22 protein-coding genes are annotated in these 19,775 nt (G+C 45.1%); 1 reads left to right on the top strand and 21 read right to left on the bottom strand.

The features are described from left to right. Nucleotides 1-52: 52 nt before the first annotated feature. Nucleotides 53-391, bottom strand: coding sequence for an MGMT family protein (locus ACFI6L_RS07150; protein WP_014951444.1), 339 nt, complete (start codon nucleotides 389-391; stop codon nucleotides 53-55). Nucleotides 392-470: 79 nt separating this feature from the next. On the opposite strand from ACFI6L_RS07150, the gene ACFI6L_RS07145 reads away from it, so the two are divergent. Next, nucleotides 471-1,052 carry a tRNA-uridine aminocarboxypropyltransferase gene (locus ACFI6L_RS07145; RefSeq protein WP_049586383.1) on the top strand — a complete coding sequence of 194 codons (582 nt, stop codon included), beginning with the start codon at nucleotides 471-473 and terminating at the stop codon, nucleotides 1,050-1,052. Nucleotides 1,053-1,075: 23 nt separating this feature from the next. On the opposite strand, the gene ACFI6L_RS07140 is transcribed toward ACFI6L_RS07145, so the two are convergent. From ACFI6L_RS07140 to ACFI6L_RS07045, 20 genes are all read right to left on the bottom strand, one after another. Further along, nucleotides 1,076-1,675, bottom strand: a complete 600-nt coding sequence (locus ACFI6L_RS07140; RefSeq protein ID WP_039228873.1) for a glutathione S-transferase family protein — start codon at nucleotides 1,673-1,675, stop codon at nucleotides 1,076-1,078. Nucleotides 1,676-1,838: 163 nt separating this feature from the next. Continuing rightward, nucleotides 1,839-2,825 carry a hypothetical protein gene (locus ACFI6L_RS07135; protein WP_462573671.1) on the bottom strand — a complete coding sequence of 329 codons (987 nt, stop codon included), beginning with the start codon at nucleotides 2,823-2,825 and terminating at the stop codon, nucleotides 1,839-1,841. Between the two features lie 199 nt (nucleotides 2,826-3,024). Further along, entirely contained in the window at nucleotides 3,025-3,438 is a 414-nt protein-coding gene (locus ACFI6L_RS07130; RefSeq protein ID WP_014951448.1) for a F0F1 ATP synthase subunit epsilon, read from the bottom strand. Nucleotides 3,439-3,498: 60 nt separating this feature from the next. After that, on the bottom strand, nucleotides 3,499-4,884 hold the full coding sequence (atpD, locus tag ACFI6L_RS07125; protein ID WP_014951449.1) for a F0F1 ATP synthase subunit beta: 1,386 nt from the start codon (nucleotides 4,882-4,884) through the stop codon (nucleotides 3,499-3,501). A gap of 33 nt (nucleotides 4,885-4,917) precedes the next feature. After that, the gene (gene atpG / locus ACFI6L_RS07120; RefSeq protein ID WP_012520217.1) at nucleotides 4,918-5,778 is read right to left on the bottom strand and encodes a F0F1 ATP synthase subunit gamma; all 861 of its coding nucleotides are present in this window, start codon (nucleotides 5,776-5,778) and stop codon (nucleotides 4,918-4,920) included. A gap of 58 nt (nucleotides 5,779-5,836) precedes the next feature. Further along, nucleotides 5,837-7,378 (bottom strand): F0F1 ATP synthase subunit alpha, encoded by a 1,542-nt coding sequence (gene atpA / locus ACFI6L_RS07115; protein ID WP_014951450.1) that lies wholly within the window; start codon nucleotides 7,376-7,378, stop codon nucleotides 5,837-5,839. 13 nt (nucleotides 7,379-7,391) lie between these two features. Next, nucleotides 7,392-7,925, bottom strand: coding sequence for a F0F1 ATP synthase subunit delta (atpH, locus tag ACFI6L_RS07110; RefSeq protein ID WP_014951451.1), 534 nt, complete (start codon nucleotides 7,923-7,925; stop codon nucleotides 7,392-7,394). A gap of 14 nt (nucleotides 7,926-7,939) precedes the next feature. Next, nucleotides 7,940-8,410, bottom strand: a complete 471-nt coding sequence (gene atpF, locus ACFI6L_RS07105; RefSeq protein WP_014951452.1) for a F0F1 ATP synthase subunit B — start codon at nucleotides 8,408-8,410, stop codon at nucleotides 7,940-7,942. A gap of 45 nt (nucleotides 8,411-8,455) precedes the next feature. Then, a complete protein-coding gene (gene atpE, locus ACFI6L_RS07100; protein WP_012520222.1) occupies nucleotides 8,456-8,677 on the bottom strand; it encodes a F0F1 ATP synthase subunit C in 222 nt (73 codons plus the stop codon). Nucleotides 8,678-8,776: 99 nt separating this feature from the next. Next, nucleotides 8,777-9,610 carry a F0F1 ATP synthase subunit A gene (atpB, locus tag ACFI6L_RS07095; protein WP_012520223.1) on the bottom strand — a complete coding sequence of 278 codons (834 nt, stop codon included), beginning with the start codon at nucleotides 9,608-9,610 and terminating at the stop codon, nucleotides 8,777-8,779. A 101-nt stretch (nucleotides 9,611-9,711) separates the two neighbouring features. After that, on the bottom strand, nucleotides 9,712-10,098 hold the full coding sequence (locus ACFI6L_RS07090; protein ID WP_014951453.1) for an ATP synthase subunit I: 387 nt from the start codon (nucleotides 10,096-10,098) through the stop codon (nucleotides 9,712-9,714). 206 nt (nucleotides 10,099-10,304) lie between these two features. Next, nucleotides 10,305-11,183 (bottom strand): ParB/RepB/Spo0J family partition protein, encoded by an 879-nt coding sequence (locus ACFI6L_RS07085; RefSeq protein ID WP_014951454.1) that lies wholly within the window; start codon nucleotides 11,181-11,183, stop codon nucleotides 10,305-10,307. 45 nt (nucleotides 11,184-11,228) lie between these two features. Next, entirely contained in the window at nucleotides 11,229-12,023 is a 795-nt protein-coding gene (locus ACFI6L_RS07080) for a ParA family protein (RefSeq protein ID WP_014951455.1), read from the bottom strand. A 35-nt stretch (nucleotides 12,024-12,058) separates the two neighbouring features. Beyond that, a complete protein-coding gene (gene rsmG, locus ACFI6L_RS07075; RefSeq protein ID WP_014951456.1) occupies nucleotides 12,059-12,694 on the bottom strand; it encodes a 16S rRNA (guanine(527)-N(7))-methyltransferase RsmG in 636 nt (211 codons plus the stop codon). Nucleotides 12,695-13,012: 318 nt separating this feature from the next. Further along, nucleotides 13,013-14,914 (bottom strand): tRNA uridine-5-carboxymethylaminomethyl(34) synthesis enzyme MnmG, encoded by a 1,902-nt coding sequence (mnmG, locus tag ACFI6L_RS07070; RefSeq protein ID WP_462573670.1) that lies wholly within the window; start codon nucleotides 14,912-14,914, stop codon nucleotides 13,013-13,015. Between the two features lie 896 nt (nucleotides 14,915-15,810). After that, nucleotides 15,811-16,638, bottom strand: coding sequence for an ATP-binding protein (locus tag ACFI6L_RS07065; RefSeq protein ID WP_014951458.1), 828 nt, complete (start codon nucleotides 16,636-16,638; stop codon nucleotides 15,811-15,813). Between the two features lie 6 nt (nucleotides 16,639-16,644). After that, nucleotides 16,645-17,313 carry a DnaT-like ssDNA-binding domain-containing protein gene (locus ACFI6L_RS07060; RefSeq protein WP_015000151.1) on the bottom strand — a complete coding sequence of 223 codons (669 nt, stop codon included), beginning with the start codon at nucleotides 17,311-17,313 and terminating at the stop codon, nucleotides 16,645-16,647. A 27-nt stretch (nucleotides 17,314-17,340) separates the two neighbouring features. Further along, on the bottom strand, nucleotides 17,341-17,778 hold the full coding sequence (mioC, locus tag ACFI6L_RS07055; RefSeq protein WP_014977843.1) for an FMN-binding protein MioC: 438 nt from the start codon (nucleotides 17,776-17,778) through the stop codon (nucleotides 17,341-17,343). A 90-nt stretch (nucleotides 17,779-17,868) separates the two neighbouring features. Then, complete coding sequence (mnmE, locus tag ACFI6L_RS07050; protein ID WP_014951461.1) at nucleotides 17,869-19,257, bottom strand: tRNA uridine-5-carboxymethylaminomethyl(34) synthesis GTPase MnmE; 1,389 nt, start codon at nucleotides 19,255-19,257, stop codon at nucleotides 17,869-17,871. Nucleotides 19,258-19,259: 2 nt separating this feature from the next. Beyond that, the gene (locus ACFI6L_RS07045; RefSeq protein ID WP_014977844.1) at nucleotides 19,260-19,742 is read right to left on the bottom strand and encodes a YajQ family cyclic di-GMP-binding protein; all 483 of its coding nucleotides are present in this window, start codon (nucleotides 19,740-19,742) and stop codon (nucleotides 19,260-19,262) included. Between the last annotated feature and the right edge of the window lie 33 nt (nucleotides 19,743-19,775).

Raw genomic sequence — 19,775 nt, 5'->3', positions numbered from 1 at the left:
CTATATTAATCGCCATATATTTGCTAACTGCTTTCGTATAAAAAGTGAAAGCTCAGTACTCTAACTCTACTAGTATAGTGTGTAAATCTGGCTTCCAACCAAACTTCGTCATATTCACTCGGTAGTTTTTAACGACCACACCTTCCTCTGCTAATCGCTCTCGCTGCTCATCCGCTTTATCAGAGCCAGCAGGAAAAGCAATTTTACCGTCAGCACGTAGTACGCGATGCCAGTGGCAGTCAGCATTTATCTCTCTTAAACACTTTCCCATCATTCTAGCTCTGCCGGGTAATCCACACAGGTCAGCGAGCAAGGCGTAACTTATTACCTGCCCCTCAGGCACTAAAGAAAGCGTTTTCTCTACTCGAGATTGTACTGCTTCATTCGGCATGTTGTATATTATCCTATCTATTAAGTTACTTAGTTAATAAGTGCGATAAACGTTCAAAAGAGAATAAAGAAATTCAGTTATGCGCCTTTATTGTGAACACTGTGGATATCCTCAAAAAACCTGTATTTGCTCTCACATTAACACAGTAGATACATCGTTAGAGATTGTGATAATTCAACACGAAAAAGAAGCACTTCACGCCAAGAATACGGCGCGCTTAGTTTCATTGTGTATTCCTTCGACGCGAATCATACTTGCTAATGATGTCGTCGCTATGCAATCCCTATCCGAACACTGCTCACGTCGACATTCAGTGCTTGTTTACCCAAGTGAATGCAGTACACCGATAGAAAATGTCGATGCCGTTGCACGTTCTGAGATCACAACGCTAATTCTAATAGATGGAAGTTGGAAACAAGCATTTGGTCTAGTTAAACAGAACCCATGGTTAACAAAGTTACCAGCGTTTCACTTCATTTCTGCACCCACTTCTAACTATGCTATTCGTCATACGACATTAAGCAATGCACTTTCTACGCTAGAAGCAACAGCTTATGCACTACAGTGCTTAGATCAAATCGACGTTTCTGGGCTTTACAGAGCACAGACAGCCTTACAAGATAAGTGGCAAGGCCCTATGTCACATAGAAGGCATTTGTAGCGTAGAACTTCGTTTAGCGCACATTACGCGTTCATGGGAATGAAGCCCTTTTGATCTTTGACTAAACTTATCCAATTTCGAATGGCAGGATAGGCGGAAAGGTCAAACCCGCCCTCGTGGGCAACGTGGGTATACGCAAACAATGAAATATCCGCAAGAGTTAACGTGTCACCTAGCAAAAACGGCGTAGTTTTAAGTTGATGCTCCATGACAGCTAGTGCGCGATATCCACCCGCTTGTTTAGATTCGTACTCCGCTTTCCTGTCCTCGGGTAGCCCTAAATAAACATTGATGTAACGAGCAACGGCGATATAAGGCTCGTGACTGTATTGTTCGAAAAACTGCCACTGTAAAAGTTGCGAAAAACTATAGGGAGAAGAGGGGATTAAAGGAGTATTAGATGCTAGATAGTGCATGATGGCATTGGATTCTGACAACACCCTGCCGTCGTCTAATTCAAGCAACGGAATTTTCCCATTAGGGGTCTTTTCTAGGAAAGAAGGAGCGCGTGTTTCTCCTTTCATAATGTCCACATCAATCCATTCGCAGGTTTTACCTAACAAAGAAAGAAGCAGTTGGAGTTTGTAACAGTTTCCTGAACGCGTGTCGCCGTATATTCGCACAATGATATCTCTATGACCTAAGAAGATTTACCATACCAACGCAATGTGAATACGACAATTATTAATAGCTGTTAGGGTGCGAGAAGGGATTAAGCGAGCCTTGTCTAGATACCACATAGACCGCTGCGAAAATATAAGGCAAAGAACAACAGACCCGAATAGACTAATGGTAGCGAGGGAGTTGAATTAACCATTCAACAATGAACAATAGAACCCATGAAATCGGTATTAACGCAATACACGCAGCCACTCTTGCCTTATCTCTTGGGGCAAAAACCCGCGCCCCCATTTTTAAGACTCGTTCTTTTTCGCTTTCTAGTTGCTCAGTTGACGCAGCTGTAGAGAATTCTTCGTGCTTTGCACATCGTTTAATACCGTCTTCTATGTTTTCCTCTAGGTGCAGAACAGCAGCTTTCTGCTCTTTCTCAAGCATACTTTTAAGCTTTATTACCGGCCAAAATAGATAAACGCTCACTATCCCCGTGAAGAACGTCACTACTAGTACATCAATGGAAGGAATGTCTTTTTTCAACCAAAAGATAGGAAAGATGGCCAGTGCCCCCATCGCAAATATGCTGTTAGTTGTTCCTAATTTTAAAATCGTCATGATGGACTTAAGTCGGTCAATATTTCCACCGGCTTGGGGCAAAACTTTAGAAGTTAGGTACTTAATGTTGGAGGAAATCTGAAACAAAAATAAAATGGCCAAGAACCAAAAGGGGACGGCTGTGGCCGTTAAGAATAAAACGTGTATTTCTTGTTTTACCGTGATCAATCCTTCGAATATGCAGTACACAATCGTGATCATAATAGAAATGATGATTGCATTGAAAATATGGTGTCTAAATTCAATGGCGAGTTCTCGCCTATGCGCCGAAAACTGACTAAGCTGGTTGGTTTTTACAAGCAAAGAAATAAGGGTGCTAGCCACGTTTTGATGCATTAAACGAAGCGCAAACCAAAAGTATCCTGTAATAAGCGACATACCAATAGCAGAGTTGAAGTCGCGCTGTGCACGTACATTTCCCACTTCAGGCCAATCTAACGCACCCGTAAAATAATGCACTGAAAGTAAAATCAGTGTTGTTAGCAGAGGAAAAAATCCAATAGAGGCACCTTTGTGCATGTTGGAATACGGGTTAAGCTTCATTTCTATAATTCGTTACAGGCAAAGGTGGCACTAGAATTAGCGCCGATTACGTTTTAATTTAAATCGGTTAAAACGCTCTAACGATAAGCTTTGTGTAGTGCGATAGCAATAAAAATAAACGTAAGAGAATGTGAACGACCACTTTTCGTTCGGCAATAAAAAACCCGCCATTTGGCGGGTTTTTTCAAAGCTGTGCTTTTTACTTGCGTAACTTCTGAATAAGACGAAGTTGAGCAATAGCTTCTGCAAGCTCGTGAGCTGCTTCAGCGTAGTTAAAGTCAGCGCCTGGGTTGGCGATGTGCTCTTCTGCACGTCGTTTGGCTTCTTCTGCTGCCTGCTCGTCAAGATCTTCAGCTCGAACCGCGGTATCAGCCAGTACGGTAACATTGCCAGGTTGTACTTCTAGTACACCACCTGCAACATAGATTACTTCTTCTTCACCGTGCTGTTTAACCAAACGCACCATACCAGGTTTAATAGCAGAGATAAGTGGCGCGTGCCCTGGGTGAATACCCAGCTCACCTTCGCTACCTGTCACCTGAATCGCTTCAACGCGACCTGAGAAAATCGCTTTCTCCGCGCTTACTACGTCCAAATGTACTGTCATTGCCATGTGAACCTCCTGATTAGGTACGTTAGCATGATGCTAGGCTAGCAACTGCTAGCCCTGTCATTATGCTTTCTTGGCTTTCTCTAGCGCTTCTTCGATAGAACCAACCATGTAGAAGGCTTGCTCTGGAAGGTGATCGTACTCACCGTCTAGAATGCCTTTAAAGCCACTGATTGTGTCTTTTAGCGATACATATTTACCAGGTGCACCAGTAAATACTTCTGCTACGAAGAACGGCTGAGATAGGAAACGCTGAATCTTACGAGCACGTGATACCACTTGCTTGTCTTCTTCAGATAGTTCGTCCATACCTAGGATCGCGATGATGTCTTTCAGCTCTTTATAGCGCTGAAGAACAGTCTGTACGCCACGTGCTACGTCATAGTGCTCTTGACCAATTACTAGCGGGTCTAGCTGACGAGACGTTGAATCTAGTGGGTCTACCGCAGGATAGATACCAAGAGACGCGATATCACGAGAAAGTACTACCGTTGCATCCAAGTGAGCAAAGGTTGTCGCTGGAGATGGGTCAGTCAAGTCATCCGCAGGTACATATACCGCTTGGATTGAAGTGATTGAACCTGTCTTCGTTGACGTAATACGTTCCTGAAGTACACCCATCTCTTCTGCAAGAGTAGGCTGGTAACCTACCGCAGATGGCATACGACCTAGAAGTGCTGATACTTCAGTACCTGCTAGGGTATAACGATAGATGTTATCTACGAAGAATAGAACGTCACGGCCTTCGTCACGGAACTTCTCAGCCATTGTTAGACCGGTAAGTGCAACACGTAGACGGTTACCCGGTGGCTCGTTCATCTGACCGTATACAAGCGATACTTTATCAAGTACGTTTGATTCGTTCATTTCGTGATAGAAGTCGTTACCCTCACGCGTACGCTCACCAACACCAGCGAATACTGAGAAACCGCTGTGCTCGATTGCGATGTTACGGATAAGTTCCATCATGTTTACGGTTTTACCTACACCCGCACCACCGAATAGACCAACTTTACCACCCTTAGCGAATGGGCAAACCAAGTCGATTACTTTGATACCAGTTTCTAGTAGTTCTACCGAGCTAGACTGATCTTCGTAGCTAGGCGCTTCACGGTGAATAGACATACGCTCTTCTTCACCAATTGGGCCTGCTTCGTCGATTGGGTTACCCAATACGTCCATGATACGACCAAGTGTCTTCGTACCAACTGGAACCATGATTGGGTTACCGGTATTTTCCACTGCAAGACCACGTTTTAGTCCGTCAGTAGTACCTAGTGCGATGCCACGAACAACACCACCACCTAATTGCTGTTGCACTTCCAGGGTTAGACCTGACAAGTCACCTTCGGTAACTCGTAGTGCGTCATAAACTCTTGGTACCGCATCTTGTGGAAATTCAATATCCACAACGGCGCCAATGATTTGGACGACCTTACCTTGACTCATAATTTGTCCTCGTTATCTCTTTTAAACCTTTGCCTACACCGCTGCGGCACCGCTCACAATCTCACTGATTTCTTGTGTGATTGCAGCCTGACGCGCTTTGTTATATACCAGTTGTAACTCATCAATGAGGTTACCGGCGTTGTCGGTTGCTGCCTTCATGGCAACCATTCGCGCAGCTTGTTCTGACGCCGCGTTTTCTACAACACCCTGATACACCTGAGACTCAATGTAACGAACCATTAGTGCTTCCAAAATTTCTTTTGGATCTGGCTCGTAGATGTAGTCCCAACGATGTTGATATTCTTCGTCTTCTGACTTTGGCAAAGGCAATAACTGATTGATCACAGGTTTCTGTGTCATGGTGTTAACGAAGTCATTGAATACCAAGAATACTCGGTCAATTTGTCCTTCGTCGTACGCTTTAAGCATAACGCGTACAACACCCACTACATCGCTCACAGACGGCTTGTCACCTAAACCAGATTCAGCAGCAAGCAACTTGCCACCAAAGCGGTTGAAGAAACTGCACGCCTTAGAACCTAATGCAGCGAAATCCACTTCTACACCCTGTTCACGCCATTTTTTGACGTCTTGAGTGACGAGCTTAAATTCATTGGTGTTCAAGCCACCACATAAGCCTCGGTCAGTGGAAATCACAATGTAACCGACGCGCTTGACTTCACGCTCTTCCAAATAAGGATGGCGATATTCAAGGTTACCGTTTGCAATGTGACCAATCACTTTAAGCATATTTTGTGCATATGGACGGCCAGAAGCCATGCGTTCCTGCGCCTTTTTCATTTTAGACGCAGCAACCATTTCCATCGCACTGGTAATCTTCTGAGTATTTTTGATACTCCCAATCTTACCTTTTATTTCTTTACCGCTGGCCATGACTATCTCTCCGATTACTCAACGAATTGCGCTGGTGGTTAAACACCAGCACCATTGATTACCAAGTTTGTGTCGCTTTAAAGTTTGTTAAAGCGTCGTTCAACTTAGAGGCAATCTCGTCGTTGTAGTTACCTGATTCGTTGATAGTCTTCATAAGGTCAGCGTGTTCGCTGTTCATGTAAGAGTGAAGAGCGGCTTCAAAATCTAGGATTTTGTTAAGCTCGATACCCTTAAGGAAACCTTTTTCTACCGCGAACAGAGATACACCCATATCAGCAATTGAAAGTGGTGCGTACTGCTTCTGCTTCATTAGCTCAGTTACGCGCTCACCGTGCTCAAGTTGCTCACGAGTTGCATCATCAAGGTCAGAAGCAAACTGCGAGAACGCCGCAAGTTCACGATACTGAGCTAGGGCTAGACGGATACCGCCACCCAACTTCTTGATGATTTTAGTCTGTGCAGCACCACCAACACGAGATACCGAGATACCAGCGTTAACCGCTGGACGGATACCTGCGTTAAACAAGTCAGTTTCTAGGAAGATCTGACCGTCGGTAATTGAGATTACGTTAGTTGGTACGAATGCAGATACGTCACCAGCTTGCGTTTCGATAATTGGAAGCGCAGTCAATGAACCTGTCTTACCTTTCACTTCGCCGTTTGTGTAACGCTCAACGTATTGTTCGTTTACACGTGCAGCACGTTCTAGTAGACGTGAGTGAAGGTAGAATACGTCACCTGGGTAAGCTTCACGGCCTGGTGGACGCTTAAGTAGTAGTGAGATTTGACGGTAAGCAACAGCTTGCTTAGACAAATCATCATATACGATTAGCGCGTCTTCACCGCGGTCACGGAAGAATTCACCCATAGTACAACCAGAGTAAGGCGCTAGGTATTGAAGCGCAGCAGACTCAGATGCAGATGCTGCAACCACGATAGTGTGGTCAAGTGCACCGTGCTCTTCTAGTTTACGTACTACGTTAGCGATAGTAGATGCTTTCTGACCAACCGCTACGTACACACACTTAATGCCTGTACCTTTTTGGTTGATGATAGCGTCAACAGCCATTGCTGTTTTACCACACTGACGGTCACCGATGATAAGCTCACGCTGACCACGACCTACTGGGATCATGGCGTCAACTGACTTATAACCAGTTTGTACTGGCTGGTCTACCGATTGACGCTCGATTACGCCAGGTGCAATTTTTTCAACTGGTTCGAAACCAGCTGCATCGATTGCGCCTTTACCATCGATAGGCTCACCTAGTGTGTTTACAACACGACCTAGTAGTGCGTTACCTACTGGTACTTCAAGAATACGACCAGTAGATTGTACTTTATCGCCTTCTTTAAGGTCCGCATAAGGACCCATAACAACTGCACCTACAGAGTCTCGCTCAAGGTTTAGTGCAATTGCGTAACGGCTTCCAGGAAGCTCGATCATTTCTCCTTGCATTACATCTGCAAGGCCATGAATGCGGATAATACCGTCAGTTACTGCGACGATAGTACCTTCATTACGTGCTTCACTGCTTACATTGAACTGTTCAATTCTTTTCTTGATCAGTTCAGCAATTTCAGTGGAATTAAGTTGCATGCTCTTATCCCCGTTATGCTTGCAACGCGTCTGCTAGACGGTTCAATTTCGACTTTACGGAACCATCAATAACTGTATCGCCGGCATTAATTACCATTCCAGCGATCAGGGCAGGGTCCACGTTACAATTAAGCTTCACTTTACGTGCCAAACGTTTTTCCAAAGATGCAACCAACTCATTTTGTTGCGCATCAGTCAGCGTAGATGCTGAGGTTACGTCCACTTCTATTTCTTTGTCGTAATCTGCTTTAAATGCATCAAACAAAGTAGAAATTTCAGGCAACGCGGCTAAACGTTTATTCTCAGCCAAAACCTTAACCAGGTTTTGGCCGTGTTCGTCGAGTTGCTCACCACAAACATTGTTAAAAATGTCGGCAAGCGTGTCAGCGGCAACCGCACCAGACAAAAGCTGGTGCATGTCATCGTTCGCTGCTACAGCGCCTGCAAAGGCGAGCATTTCTTGCCATTTTGCAACGGCGTCTTTCTCGACAGCAAAATCGAAAGCAGCTTTAGCATAAGGACGAGCAACGGTTGTCAATTCAGACATGGCTCATCTCCCTATTAAAGCTCAGCGACAAGTTTTTCAACAATGTCGTTTTGTGCGTTTGCATCGATTTCACGTTGTAAGATTTGCTGTGCGCCAGCTACTGCAAGTGCAGAAACCTGCTTGCGCAAATCTTCTTTGGCACGATTGCGTTCAGCTTCAATCTCGGCATAACCAGAAGCGATAATCTTTTCGCGTTCCGCATGGCCTTTTTGCGTTTCTTCGTCAACCAATTGGTTGGCACGCTTTTTAGCCTGCTCGATAATTTCAGCTGCTTGCGCTTTCGCATCTTTCAATTGCTCAGTAGCTTTCGCTTGAGCAAGCTCTAGGTCTTTCTCTGCACGCTCAGAAGCTTCAAGCCCATCGGCAATTTTCTTCTGACGTTCTTCAATCGCTGCCATTAGTGGAGGCCATACATATTTCATGCAGAACACCACGAACACAGCGAAGGCGATTAATTGACCAATAAAAGTGGCGTTAAAATTCACAATCGCCCCTCCTCTTAAAGTTCGCTAAAAAAGTGTTTAGTAGAATTAGGCACCAACAGCGAACAATAGGTATAGAGCGATACCAACACCGATCATCGCGATGGCGTCGATAAGACCCGCTACGATGAACATCTTAACTTGTAGTTGAGGTGCTAGTTCAGGTTGACGAGCAGCAGATTCAAGGAATTTACCACCTAGTAGACCGAAACCAATAGCGGTACCTAGGGCACCAAGACCAATCAGTAGTGCAACAGCGATGTATAACATTTACGTCTCCGATTTAAGTTAAATTTAAAGTTAATGTTTAAAAGTCAAACTCTGTAAAAACGGTGTCGATTAAAAATCAAAACCGACACCCGTTAATGCTTAGTGGTCTTCACACGCCAGGCTTAAGTACACGATGGTAAGCATCATGAAAATAAACGCTTGAAGCGGAAGTACCAGAATATGGAACACAGCCCACATGAAGTGCAGTGGAAGCTGGAAATAACCAATTGTAGCAATCAAAATGAAGATTAGCTCACTGGCATACAAGTTACCGAACAAACGCAGTGCTAGTGAAAGCGGACGCGCAAGCAAAGTAACGGTTTCAAGAATAAAGTTCACCGGAATAAAGATAGGGTGACCGAAAGGCTGCATAGTCAGTTCTTTTGCAAAACCGCCAATGCCTTTCATCTTGATTGAATAGAAAAGAATAAGAATAAACACGCCTGAAGCCAGTGCGAACGTTAAGTTAAGGTCAGTGGTTGGAACTGCCTTGTTGTAAACGTCGTGTGGATCCATGCCAAAAGCCGCTTGGCCGATAAGACCAGATACCCATGGAATAAGATCAACTGGCACCAAGTCCATAAGGTTCATTAGCAATACCCATACAAAGATAGTCAGTGCTAATGGCGCAATAAGTGCGCTCTTACCATGGAAAGTGCTTTTAACGTTGTCGTCAACAAACTCAACAACAAGCTCAACAAACGCCTGCATTTTGCCAGGTACGCCGGTTGTCGCTTTTGAAGCAACGCTTCTAAAGATAATTAGGAAAAGAAGACCAAGACCGATAGACCATGCCAGTGTATCAACATGCCATGCCCAAAAACCGGCGTCAGAACACGCTTTGTTAAAAGCAATTCCGTTGTCAGTTGAGCACATGGTGGCATTGGTCAAGTGGTGCTTGATGTATTCTGAGGTAGTGTATTCAGATGCCATTGTTTAACCCAAGTTGTAAAGTGTAAAAATTTGGTGACTGGTTCTTTTGTCTCAATCGGTCGAATACGTTGTTTTCGTTATCGCAACGCCTCGCGCTGTCTTTATTCTTTCGTACCGTAATGAAACATGGCTAGCCCGTGGCTAGCGGTTGTAATCACAAATGCCATGAAAATCTCTAATGGCGCGGCGTTTAAGCCTTTAAAAGCAATTACAAATAAAATGATTGTCAGTGCCAGCTTCAATTTTGAGCCTTGGCTAAAACTCCGTGCAACAAGGTCGTTTTTACTGGCACCTGCGTAACGAAACGCGAAAGCCATAAAAACACTGTTCGGCAGAATGCTGATTAAAGCGCCTGCCGCTGCCGACATGGCGGAATGACTTCCCCCTGCGGCGCCTGCGAAAGCGGTAACGACTAGGGCTGTAATAGCCTGAAAAAGTAGCCCTTTCTTGGCGAGGTCTAACCCGCGTTTTGCTAACTTGTTCGTCACTTTTACTCGCAGCTTGTTCACGTCTTACAAAAAGCGTCAGAAGTATACTGTTTTACCGACAATTTTCAACAGTACAACGCTTTTTGAAAGTTATTCTGAAAATTTTCTATTGCTATAACCGGAAAGGAGAGTGTCCGGTGTTTGCACCGAACAGCGTATCAATTGCGGGTTGGCAAAGGGAGCTTCTCTAGTAATTTTATTTTAAACTATTGAATTTTAGAGATAATTCCATCTAATTGTTCAAGGTCGCTAAAGCTAATTGTCAGCTTGCCTTTGCCTTTCGCATTGTGGTCAATACTCACAGGAGTGCCTAAATTTTCTGAAAGTCGTGTCATAAGGTTTTGCACATCGGGATCAACTTTCTTCTCAGGCTTAGGTTTAGCTGGCTCCAAAAGCTTTTTAACAAGCTTTTCTGTATCGCGCACGGTAAGACCTTTGCCCGATACTACTTGCGCAGTTTCCGACTGGGTATCACCTTCTAGCGCTAACAGCGCTCTAGCATGACCCATTTCAATATCGCCATGCTCGACTAACAGTTTCACGTCGTCGTTCAAATTATTCAGACGAAGTAAATTTGTCACTGTGGTGCGTGATTTGCCCACCGCTTCAGCAACTTCTTGATGGGTAAGCGCGAACTCATTCATTAAACGGTCGAGGGCTTGCGCCTCTTCCATAGCATTTAAATCTTCACGCTGGATATTTTCGATAAGCGCAATGGCCACTGCCGCTTCGTCAGGCACGTTCTTAACCAAACAAGGCACTTCGTCTAGCTGTGCCAGTTGTGAAGCTCGCCAGCGACGTTCACCGGCAATGATTTCATAGCGGTGCTCGTCGACTTTTCTCACTACGATAGGCTGAATAATACCTTGCGCACGAATGGACGATGCCAATTCTTCTAATGCCTCAGGTGACATGTCTTTTCGAGGCTGATACTTGCCCGGCACTAAGTATTCAATAGGGAGTTTACTCAACTCACCGTTGGTTGAATTTACCTCGGCGGCATCTTGTTCTTTTTGAGCAGATGATTGGCTGGTTGCGAGTAGCGCATCTAAACCGCGGCCAAGGCCTCTTTTACGTGCTGACATAGTGTCCTCTATGGCATGTGCTGATAGTGTTCAGCTTATTGTCGTTTAACTTGCTTTTGCCTGTGCAGGCGTTGTTTTGTCCCTACGACGCAGTATTTCACCCGCCAGTGCCAAGTAGGCTTTAGCGCCTGTCGAAGACTTATCATAGTACATCGCTGGCGTACCGAAGCTTGGTGCTTCAGCTAGACGAACATTGCGCGGAATAACCGTGCGATAAACTTGTTCACCAAAATGGCGCTTCAACTGTTCTGAAACGTCGTTAGCAAGGCGATTGCGCGGGTCGTACATAGTACGCAATACGCCTTCAATCTTCAATTCTGGATTCACTACGGATGCCAATTTTTGAATGGTATCCATAAGGGCAGTGAGGCCTTCTAGTGCGTAATATTCACACTGCATAGGCACCATTACCGAATCGGCAGCCGCCAGGGCGTTCACCGTTAACTGGTTTAGCGAAGGCGGGCAGTCGATAAAGACAAAATCGTAGTAATCCATAACGGGCTTCAGCGCGTTGCGAAGCCTTACTTCACGGGCAAACATTTCCATCAGCTTGATTTCTGCCGCGGTTACGTCACCGTTCGCCGCGATGAGGTCATACTTGCCGCTTGTCGCTTTAACGATAACATCGTTAATTGGCTTTTCTTCAATCAACAATTCAAATGCCGTAGATTCAACGTCGTATTTATCAACGCCGCTTCCCATGGTCGCATTACCTTGTGGATCGAGATCAATCAGCAACACCTTACGCTTGGTTGCTGCCATTGACGCTGCCACGTTAACTGCAGTGGTTGTCTTTCCAACACCACCTTTTTGATTCGCGATCGCGATTACCTTAGCCACGTTAGATCCTGTTCTCGTCTATTTCTATTTTTCGGCTATTTCTTTTTTAGCCAAACCAGATGTCGTTCGCCTACCAAATTTGGCACAGTGAGGTTTTCCGTTTTGCTCACATGGAAGTGATCACTCACTTCGTCTATCTCATCTTGTGGAAACTGACCTTTAAGCGCCAAAAATTGACCTTCTGAATCTACCAGATGCTGACACCAGTGCAACATATCTTTTAGCGAAGCGAAAGCTCGGCTTAGCACAATATCGTAAGGCGTATCGCCATTGTGCTCTTCAACGCGGCTTTGCACAGGAGTTACGTTAGTTAATCCAAGCGTGTGCACACATTGGGTCATAAACCGTACACGCTTGCCCAATGAGTCAAGCAATGTGAATGATTTATCTGGAAACGCGATTGCCAACGGCATACCTGGAAGGCCAGGGCCCGTTCCAACATCAATGATATTGTTACCATCAAGAAAGGGCACAATCGCCAGCGAATCTAGAATGTGTTTCACCATCATTTGCTTAGGATCGCGCACAGAAGTCAGGTTGTACGCCTTATTCCATTTGTCCATAAGCAGCACATAGTCAACTAACTGCTGCTGTTGCTTATCACTTAAATCTAGTGAAAGGGCATCGAGTCCAGACACCAAAATGGTGTGCAATTCTTGCTGTATCGTCATCGAAAAATCTGTCTGTTCGCGTTAATGTTTTTTGCTCTACACAGTCCATACCATAAACACGCGTGGCGAATCGTTATTTGCCGCTCATTTACAGCCGTTTGTTACTGCAGCTCTTCATGCTCGATACAAGTGCGCTTGAAAAATGCACCTGAATTCATCAAAGCCGCACAACGAATGTAAATTAGTGCAATGGGACAGTGTGAAAAGCGCCGAGTTTTTCTAGTTTTCGCATAGTTTAGGCAATTATGATTATCATAATACGCGAATAAATAGGAAAAACTAAGCGCTGCGAGTAATGTGTTGAGTTAAGCGCGTGTTTTACGCACTGATTTTCTCTTGCTTGCGCAACATGCCGTGTTTTTTAAGGTAAACCAGCAGTAAAGAGATGGCCGCCGGGGTAATGCCCGAAATACGCGATGCTTTACCGATTGTTTCCGGTCTGGCTTCGGTTAACTTGGCTACAACCTCGTTCGACAAGCCGGAAATCTTGCTGAAGTCCATATCAACCGGCAACAGGGTGTTTTCGTGTCGCTGCGTTTTCGCGATTTCATCCATTTGACGGGCAATGTAGCCAGCGTACTTAATTTGAATTTCCACTTGCTCTGCAGCAACCGGATCTTCAAGACCTGGGCCAACACTTTCAATTTCCATTAACTGACCGTAAGTCATTTCAGGTCGACGGATCAGTTCTTCAAGAGAATGTTCACGACTCACCGGATTTTTCAGCATGGTATTGAGTTCCGGCGTTGCCGCGTGATCAGGGTGAATCCACTGACCGCGTAGACGCTGCAGCTCACTTTCTACCGCTTCCATCTTGTCGTTAAATTTCGCCCAGCGCGCATCATCAACAAGACCAATCTCTCGGCCCATCGCGGTTAAACGGCTATCGGCATTGTCTTCACGAAGCAGTAGTCTGTATTCTGCACGGCTAGTGAACATGCGGTACGGCTCTTTCGTACCCATGGTGGCTAAGTCGTCGATAAGTACGCCCATGTATGCTTGGTCGCGGCGTAAAATCATCGGGTCTTTTTCTTGAACTTGTAGCGCTGCGTTTGCGCCTGCTACTAACCCTTGCGCACCCGCTTCTTCATAGCCAGTAGTACCGTTAATTTGGCCAGCAAAGAACAAACCTCGAATAAACTTCGTTTCCAGTGTTTGTTTCAGATCGCGTGGATCAAAGAAATCGTATTCAATTGCATAACCCGGACGAACAATGTGCGCATTTTCAAAACCTTTGATCGAGCGGACAAGGTTCATCTGTACGTCAAATGGCAAACTGGTTGAAATACCATTTGGATAAACTTCAATGCTGTTTAAACCTTCTGGCTCAACAAAAATTTGATGCGATGTCTTATCTGCAAAACGGGTGATCTTATCTTCGATACTTGGGCAATAGCGCGGTCCAATACCTTCGATAACCCCTGTAAACATGGGTGAGCGATCTAATCCCCCGCGAATGATATCGTGGGTTTTTTCGTTAGTGTGGGTGATATAGCACGGGATCTGTGTAGGGTGCATAGTTCTATCACCCATGAACGAAAATACCGGCGTAGGATTGTCACCAGGTTGAGGCTGCATTACAGAAAAATCTAACGAGCGAGCATCAAGTCTTGCTGGTGTCCCAGTTTTTAAACGGTCAACACGAAACGGAAGGGCACGTAGTCTATCTGCAAGTGCGATAGACGGTGAATCGCCGGCACGACCGCCGCGATAGTTTTCAAGGCCAATGTGAATGGTTCCGCCAAGGAAAGTACCCACTGTCAGTACCACTGACTTGGCTTTAAACTTCAAGCCCATTTGCGTAACAACACCGCATACCTGATCGTTTTCAACAATCAGATCGTCAACGCTCTGTTGGAACAGGGTTAGGTTTTCTTGATTTTCAACAATGTCGCGAATGGCGTTTTTGTAAAGCGTACGGTCAGCTTGCGCACGCGTTGCACGAACAGCTGGGCCTTTAGAAGAATTCAATGTTCTAAACTGAATACCGCCTTTGTCGATAGCCAGTGCCATTGCACCGCCTAACGCATCGATCTCTTTTACAAGATGACCTTTACCGATCCCACCAATTGCAGGGTTACACGACATCTGGCCTATCGTCTCAATATTGTGAGTGAGCAACAGCGTATTTGCACCCATGCGAGCAGCTGCAAGTGCCGCTTCTGTACCTGCATGTCCACCACCTACAACGATGACATCAAATGCTTCAGCATAAAACATGGTTAAACCTCACTATTAACTTACGATAAGCCGATTAAAAACTAATTTTTCTCACGCAGAGACTGCTGAAAAAAGGGCGCGTATTTTATCTGACTTATTGGATAAAGAAAATGATTAAATTTTCCTCAAAACCTGTTTTTGAAAAGGTGTGATCGAATTATAAGATCTTAAGATCTCTTTTAGATCTGTTTATTTTTACTTTTATTAGGATCATCAAGATCTGTGGGTAACCGATCAAAGCACATAAAGATCATCAAGTTACGCGATCAATAACATTGGGAAACCCCGATCCATAACCCTATCTCAAACTTGTGTATAAATGGCCTTTTTATCCACACCCCGAATCGTTTGAAAAGTTATTCTTTTTTCGATCAAAGCTTATGCACAGTGGTTTGTAGGATCCTATCCACAGGGGTGATCAAGATGTGATCCAACTGGGGATAAAATGTTTGCTATTTATGTATCGCGATCAAAAGATCGTGTAGATACGTGCGTTATAGCGTGATCACATTGTGGAGGAGATCTTTTCCAAAAGCTGTGATTAGATCGCCCGATCGCATTTATCAACACCTTCAAAAAAACTGCACGTTTTTATGAACGACAAGATTATTTTTTCAAAACAGCCCATTTTTCAGGAGAAAAACATAGGAGCTGACCAAAATTCAGTCACTTTTATAAGGTAGAAGTGGGTCTGAAAGAATGGTTATTTGTTTAACTGAAGGAGATCGTTGAGTGTATCTATGAATTAAAACCGTATTGTTTTGGTAAAAAGCGGGATCAACAGACTAAGTGATTCGCTATTACCTGGCACAACAGGAACATGCAATAAGGTTTAATGAAGGAAAAGACCTAGCAGAGTAAGGGCTAGGTTTCGAGAGAGGGGAAACCAGGTGCTATTAGCGCACCTGGTTGGGTTGATAGCGTGGCTGTGAAACAGAGCCTTGCATGTCTTCTTGTTCAATGGTTAAGCCTTCACGGCGGCTTGGACCTTGGAACCTAACTTTGTAAGTGTCGTACTCTTTAATCGACTCAAAACAATAGGGGCCAAGGGCATTTTCAAGTTCGGCTAAATTGTGATTGGTGATCAAAATACAGTTTTTCTTGTTTACCAAGCGTTGTCTTAGCAGATTACCAAACCAACTCTGCGCATTTTTCTTTAACACGCTTTCGTTTACACACACCTCATCAAGAATAAGCAGATCAACGTCTAGCAGTTCCTGATTGATCTCCCTGAAGCGCTGCCCCGCGTTGTCCGAAGCCCCAAAATCAAACGAGAAATTGCGCATTTCAAGCAGTGTAGACAGTTGACGATAAAGCACTGAAATTTCGTACTGCTCTATAAGTTGATGGGCAATGGCACCGGCAATATGTGATTTACCACGACCGTAATCGCCGTAAAAGAGCATCATATGCGAGCCGCTTTGACGCCATGCAGGGTCGTCATGGGCAGCAATAAAAGACTGAGCTATCGATACGGCTTCAATCACATCGTCACTGTCTTCAACTAAGTTGGCGAAGGTCCATTTAGGATTCAGATCAGAACGGCCATGAATAGCCTCTACACGCGCTTTTTTACTACGCTGCTGTAGTTGTGATACTTCTTCGTTCGCTTTCGCCTCGTACTGCTTACGCAGCGTTTTATAGTCGATGTATTCACGATTGGGATCGACGTCTTTGTTGAGCGCTCTCGCTAAATTAGCAATTTTGTCGGTTATACGATCCATAACGAATTAACTCTTCTTAGTTGCGGCATACTTTTCCACCAGCTTTCTAGCATTATCATCTGCTTCTATGCCGGCTGCAACTTTCACTTGTTGCGTTCCCACCACCTTTGTTGGGGCGTAGCCTGAAGCGAGACGCTTGCGCTTGATATTGTTGGCAAACTTTTGTGTCCATTGGAATTCGCTAAACACTGAACTTGGTCTTCCTAACCAATAGGCAATGAATTCACCCACCTCGTTGTCATCAAATGTTTTATCGATAATACCCAGTAGCGAGGCCATTTCTTCAAACAACGCCTTGTTGGGCGTCCAGTTAGGGGTCATGGCGCTATGACGGGCATGTAGTTGGTCGAAGTCTGACTGCGGCTCGCTTAGAAGCGGAAGAAGTAGGGTTTTCCCGTTGATTGTATGCTCAAGATCAAGTTCAAGGGGCAGGGCAACCAAACCCACTTGTTCAAGCTGCTTCACCAAGCTATTGATTTGACGACCGCGTTGGTAAGGCTCGTCTTTGCTGTCGCCGTTTAGCAAATTCAATAATTGCTTATAATCAATAGGTGCCGACGATGTCGTTGCCGAATTTGCACCTGTTCGAAGCCCAAGTAAATACAGTACCCGGCAATCGTTAGAAAGGGGAGATTGCAACGCCGCTAGTTCAGCTTGGGTAAGGTTGCTGTTCATCGCATTGGTTCCACGTAAAAACGCTTGTTAAGCATTGGCCAGCTTTTCGTCAAACCATTCTACGGCGGCATCTTCAGGGATAGGGTGTTCTAGCACATCGATGTATAGCGCGTCGGTAATTAACGTGCCACCTGCGTTTTTAATATGCTTTTCCATTTCTTTTGCGCCGAAACAAAAGGTGTCGTAACTGGTGTCACCTAGCCCAATAACGTAGGCATTTACTGCGCTTAAATCCGCGCCCTCTAGCTGTTTTGCGAACGGCTGGATGTTGTCAGGTAATTCGCCAGCACCGTGGGTTGATGTACACACGATCCACGTTGATTCTGTTTTAATCTCATCTAAATTTGGTTCTGCGTGAATAGTGTGGGTGTGCCCGCTCGCATCAAGTTTTTCCGCAATGGCATCAGCCACATATTCTGCGGCACCTAACATGGTGCCGACGATGATTTCAAAATGCTTGCTCATTATTGGGTTGCTTCTCTATTTACGATTGTCGTCTTAACGTAAGTGCGGCTTATCCCGTAGGTTATTCACCTTCTTACTTTTATGGTCACGCTATTTGCCGATACAGAACGATGAAAAAATCTTACCAAGTAGGTCGTCTGACGTGAATTCACCGGTTATCTCACATAGTGCCTGGTGAGCCAAGCGCAATTCTTCAGCAAGCAACTCACCCGCCATAGCATCATGCAGTTGTTGTTCGCCAGTGCTTACATAACTGTAGGCTTGGTCGAGTGCATCTATGTGTCGTCTGCGCGCAATAAATTGACCTTCAGTTGTAGTATCGAAGCCCATGGTTTTGGCCAGATGTGCTTTTAGCGTGTCGACGCCGCTACCTTCTTTGGCTGATAGATTGATAACTGAGATATCACCTTGCTCGGTGGCAACTGTGCTTTGTCCAATATCTAAGGTACTAAGGTCGGCCTTGTTGCGAACTACGGTAACGGGGATGCCTTGTGGCAATCGGGCCATAAATTCTGGCCATATTTCATAAGGGTCGATAACAGCAGTTGCGGTAGAGTCTACAACGAATAATACGTGGTCAGCTTCATTGATAGCTTGCCACGCGCGCTCAATACCAATTTGTTCCACTTTATCTGGGCTTTCTCGAAGTCCTGCTGTGTCGATAATGTGCACCGGCATACCATCAATGTGAATATGCTCTTTAAGCACGTCTCGCGTGGTACCGGCTATATCGGTAACAATGGCGCTATCTCGTCCTGCCAGGGCGTTTAATAAGCTCGATTTACCGGCGTTAGGTCGCCCCGCAATCACCACCTGCATACCTTCGCGCAACAAGGTGCCTTGTTTAGCCTGTTCGCGCACTTTGGTTAAGCTTTGCATAATTGCGCTTAAGTCACCTGATACTTTCCCATCAGATAAGAAATCAATTTCTTCTTCAGGAAAATCGATGGCCGCCTCTACGTACATACGAAGATGCACGATTTGGTCAGATAGCGTTTGAATTTGTGTAGAAAACTCACCCTGTAGCGAGCGCAGCGCACTTTTTGCTGCCTGTTTAGAACTTGCATCAATCAAGTCGGCAATCGCCTCTGCTTGCGCAAGGTCTAATTTATCATTTAAAAAGGCTTGTTCACTGAATTCACCTGGATTGGCAAGCCGGGCATCGCCCGTTGCAAGCACGGCATCAATCAGCATGTCCATGACAACTTGACCGCCATGGCCCTGCAGTTCAAGTACATCTTCACCGGTAAATGAGTTAGGCCCTTTAAAAAACAGTGCTATGCCCTGGTCTATTACGCTGTTGTTAGCATCAACAAACGGCGTATAGGTCGCAAGACGTGGTGTTAGTGCGCTTGGTACTAACGCCTCAGCGATGGCTTTAGCCTTAGGACCTGAAACACGTACTATACCTACGCCGCCACGACCGGGCGCTGTCGCTTGTGCGGTAATAGTGTCGGTAGAAAGGGTGAGTGATTCCATAATTAGTCGCGGAAGTTTTTAAATTGGAAAGGTTGGCCTAAGTTCGACTCTTTAACCAGTGAAATCACTTGCTGCAAATCATCACGCTTTTTACCTGTTACGCGAAGTTCTTCGCCTTGAATAGCCGTTTGCACTTTGATTTTGGCGTCTTTCACCAGCTTCACAATCTTCTTCGCCATCGGCTGCTCAATACCTTCTTTAAAGGTAATGGTCTGACGGTAAGTTCTACCGTGTGCATCGTAGGGTTTAACATCCATAGATGAAGTGTCTACGTTACGTTTAGACATCGCCGTTCTAAACATGCTTTCCATTTGCTGAAGTTGGAATTCAGCTTCAGCTTTCATGACCACGGTTTTATCTTTGTACTCAAAGCTCGCGTCAATACCGCGAAAGTCGAAACGCGTTGATAGCTCACGGCTTGCGTTTTCAGTGGCGTTGCGTACTTCTTCCATGTTGATTTCAGAAACAATATCAAATGATGGCACAGGTTATTCCTCTTAAGACAAAACAGCCCGCAT

This window comes from Alteromonas sp. G4i35 (assembly GCF_054960375.1).
This window is presented reverse-complemented; position numbering and strand designations above follow the sequence as displayed.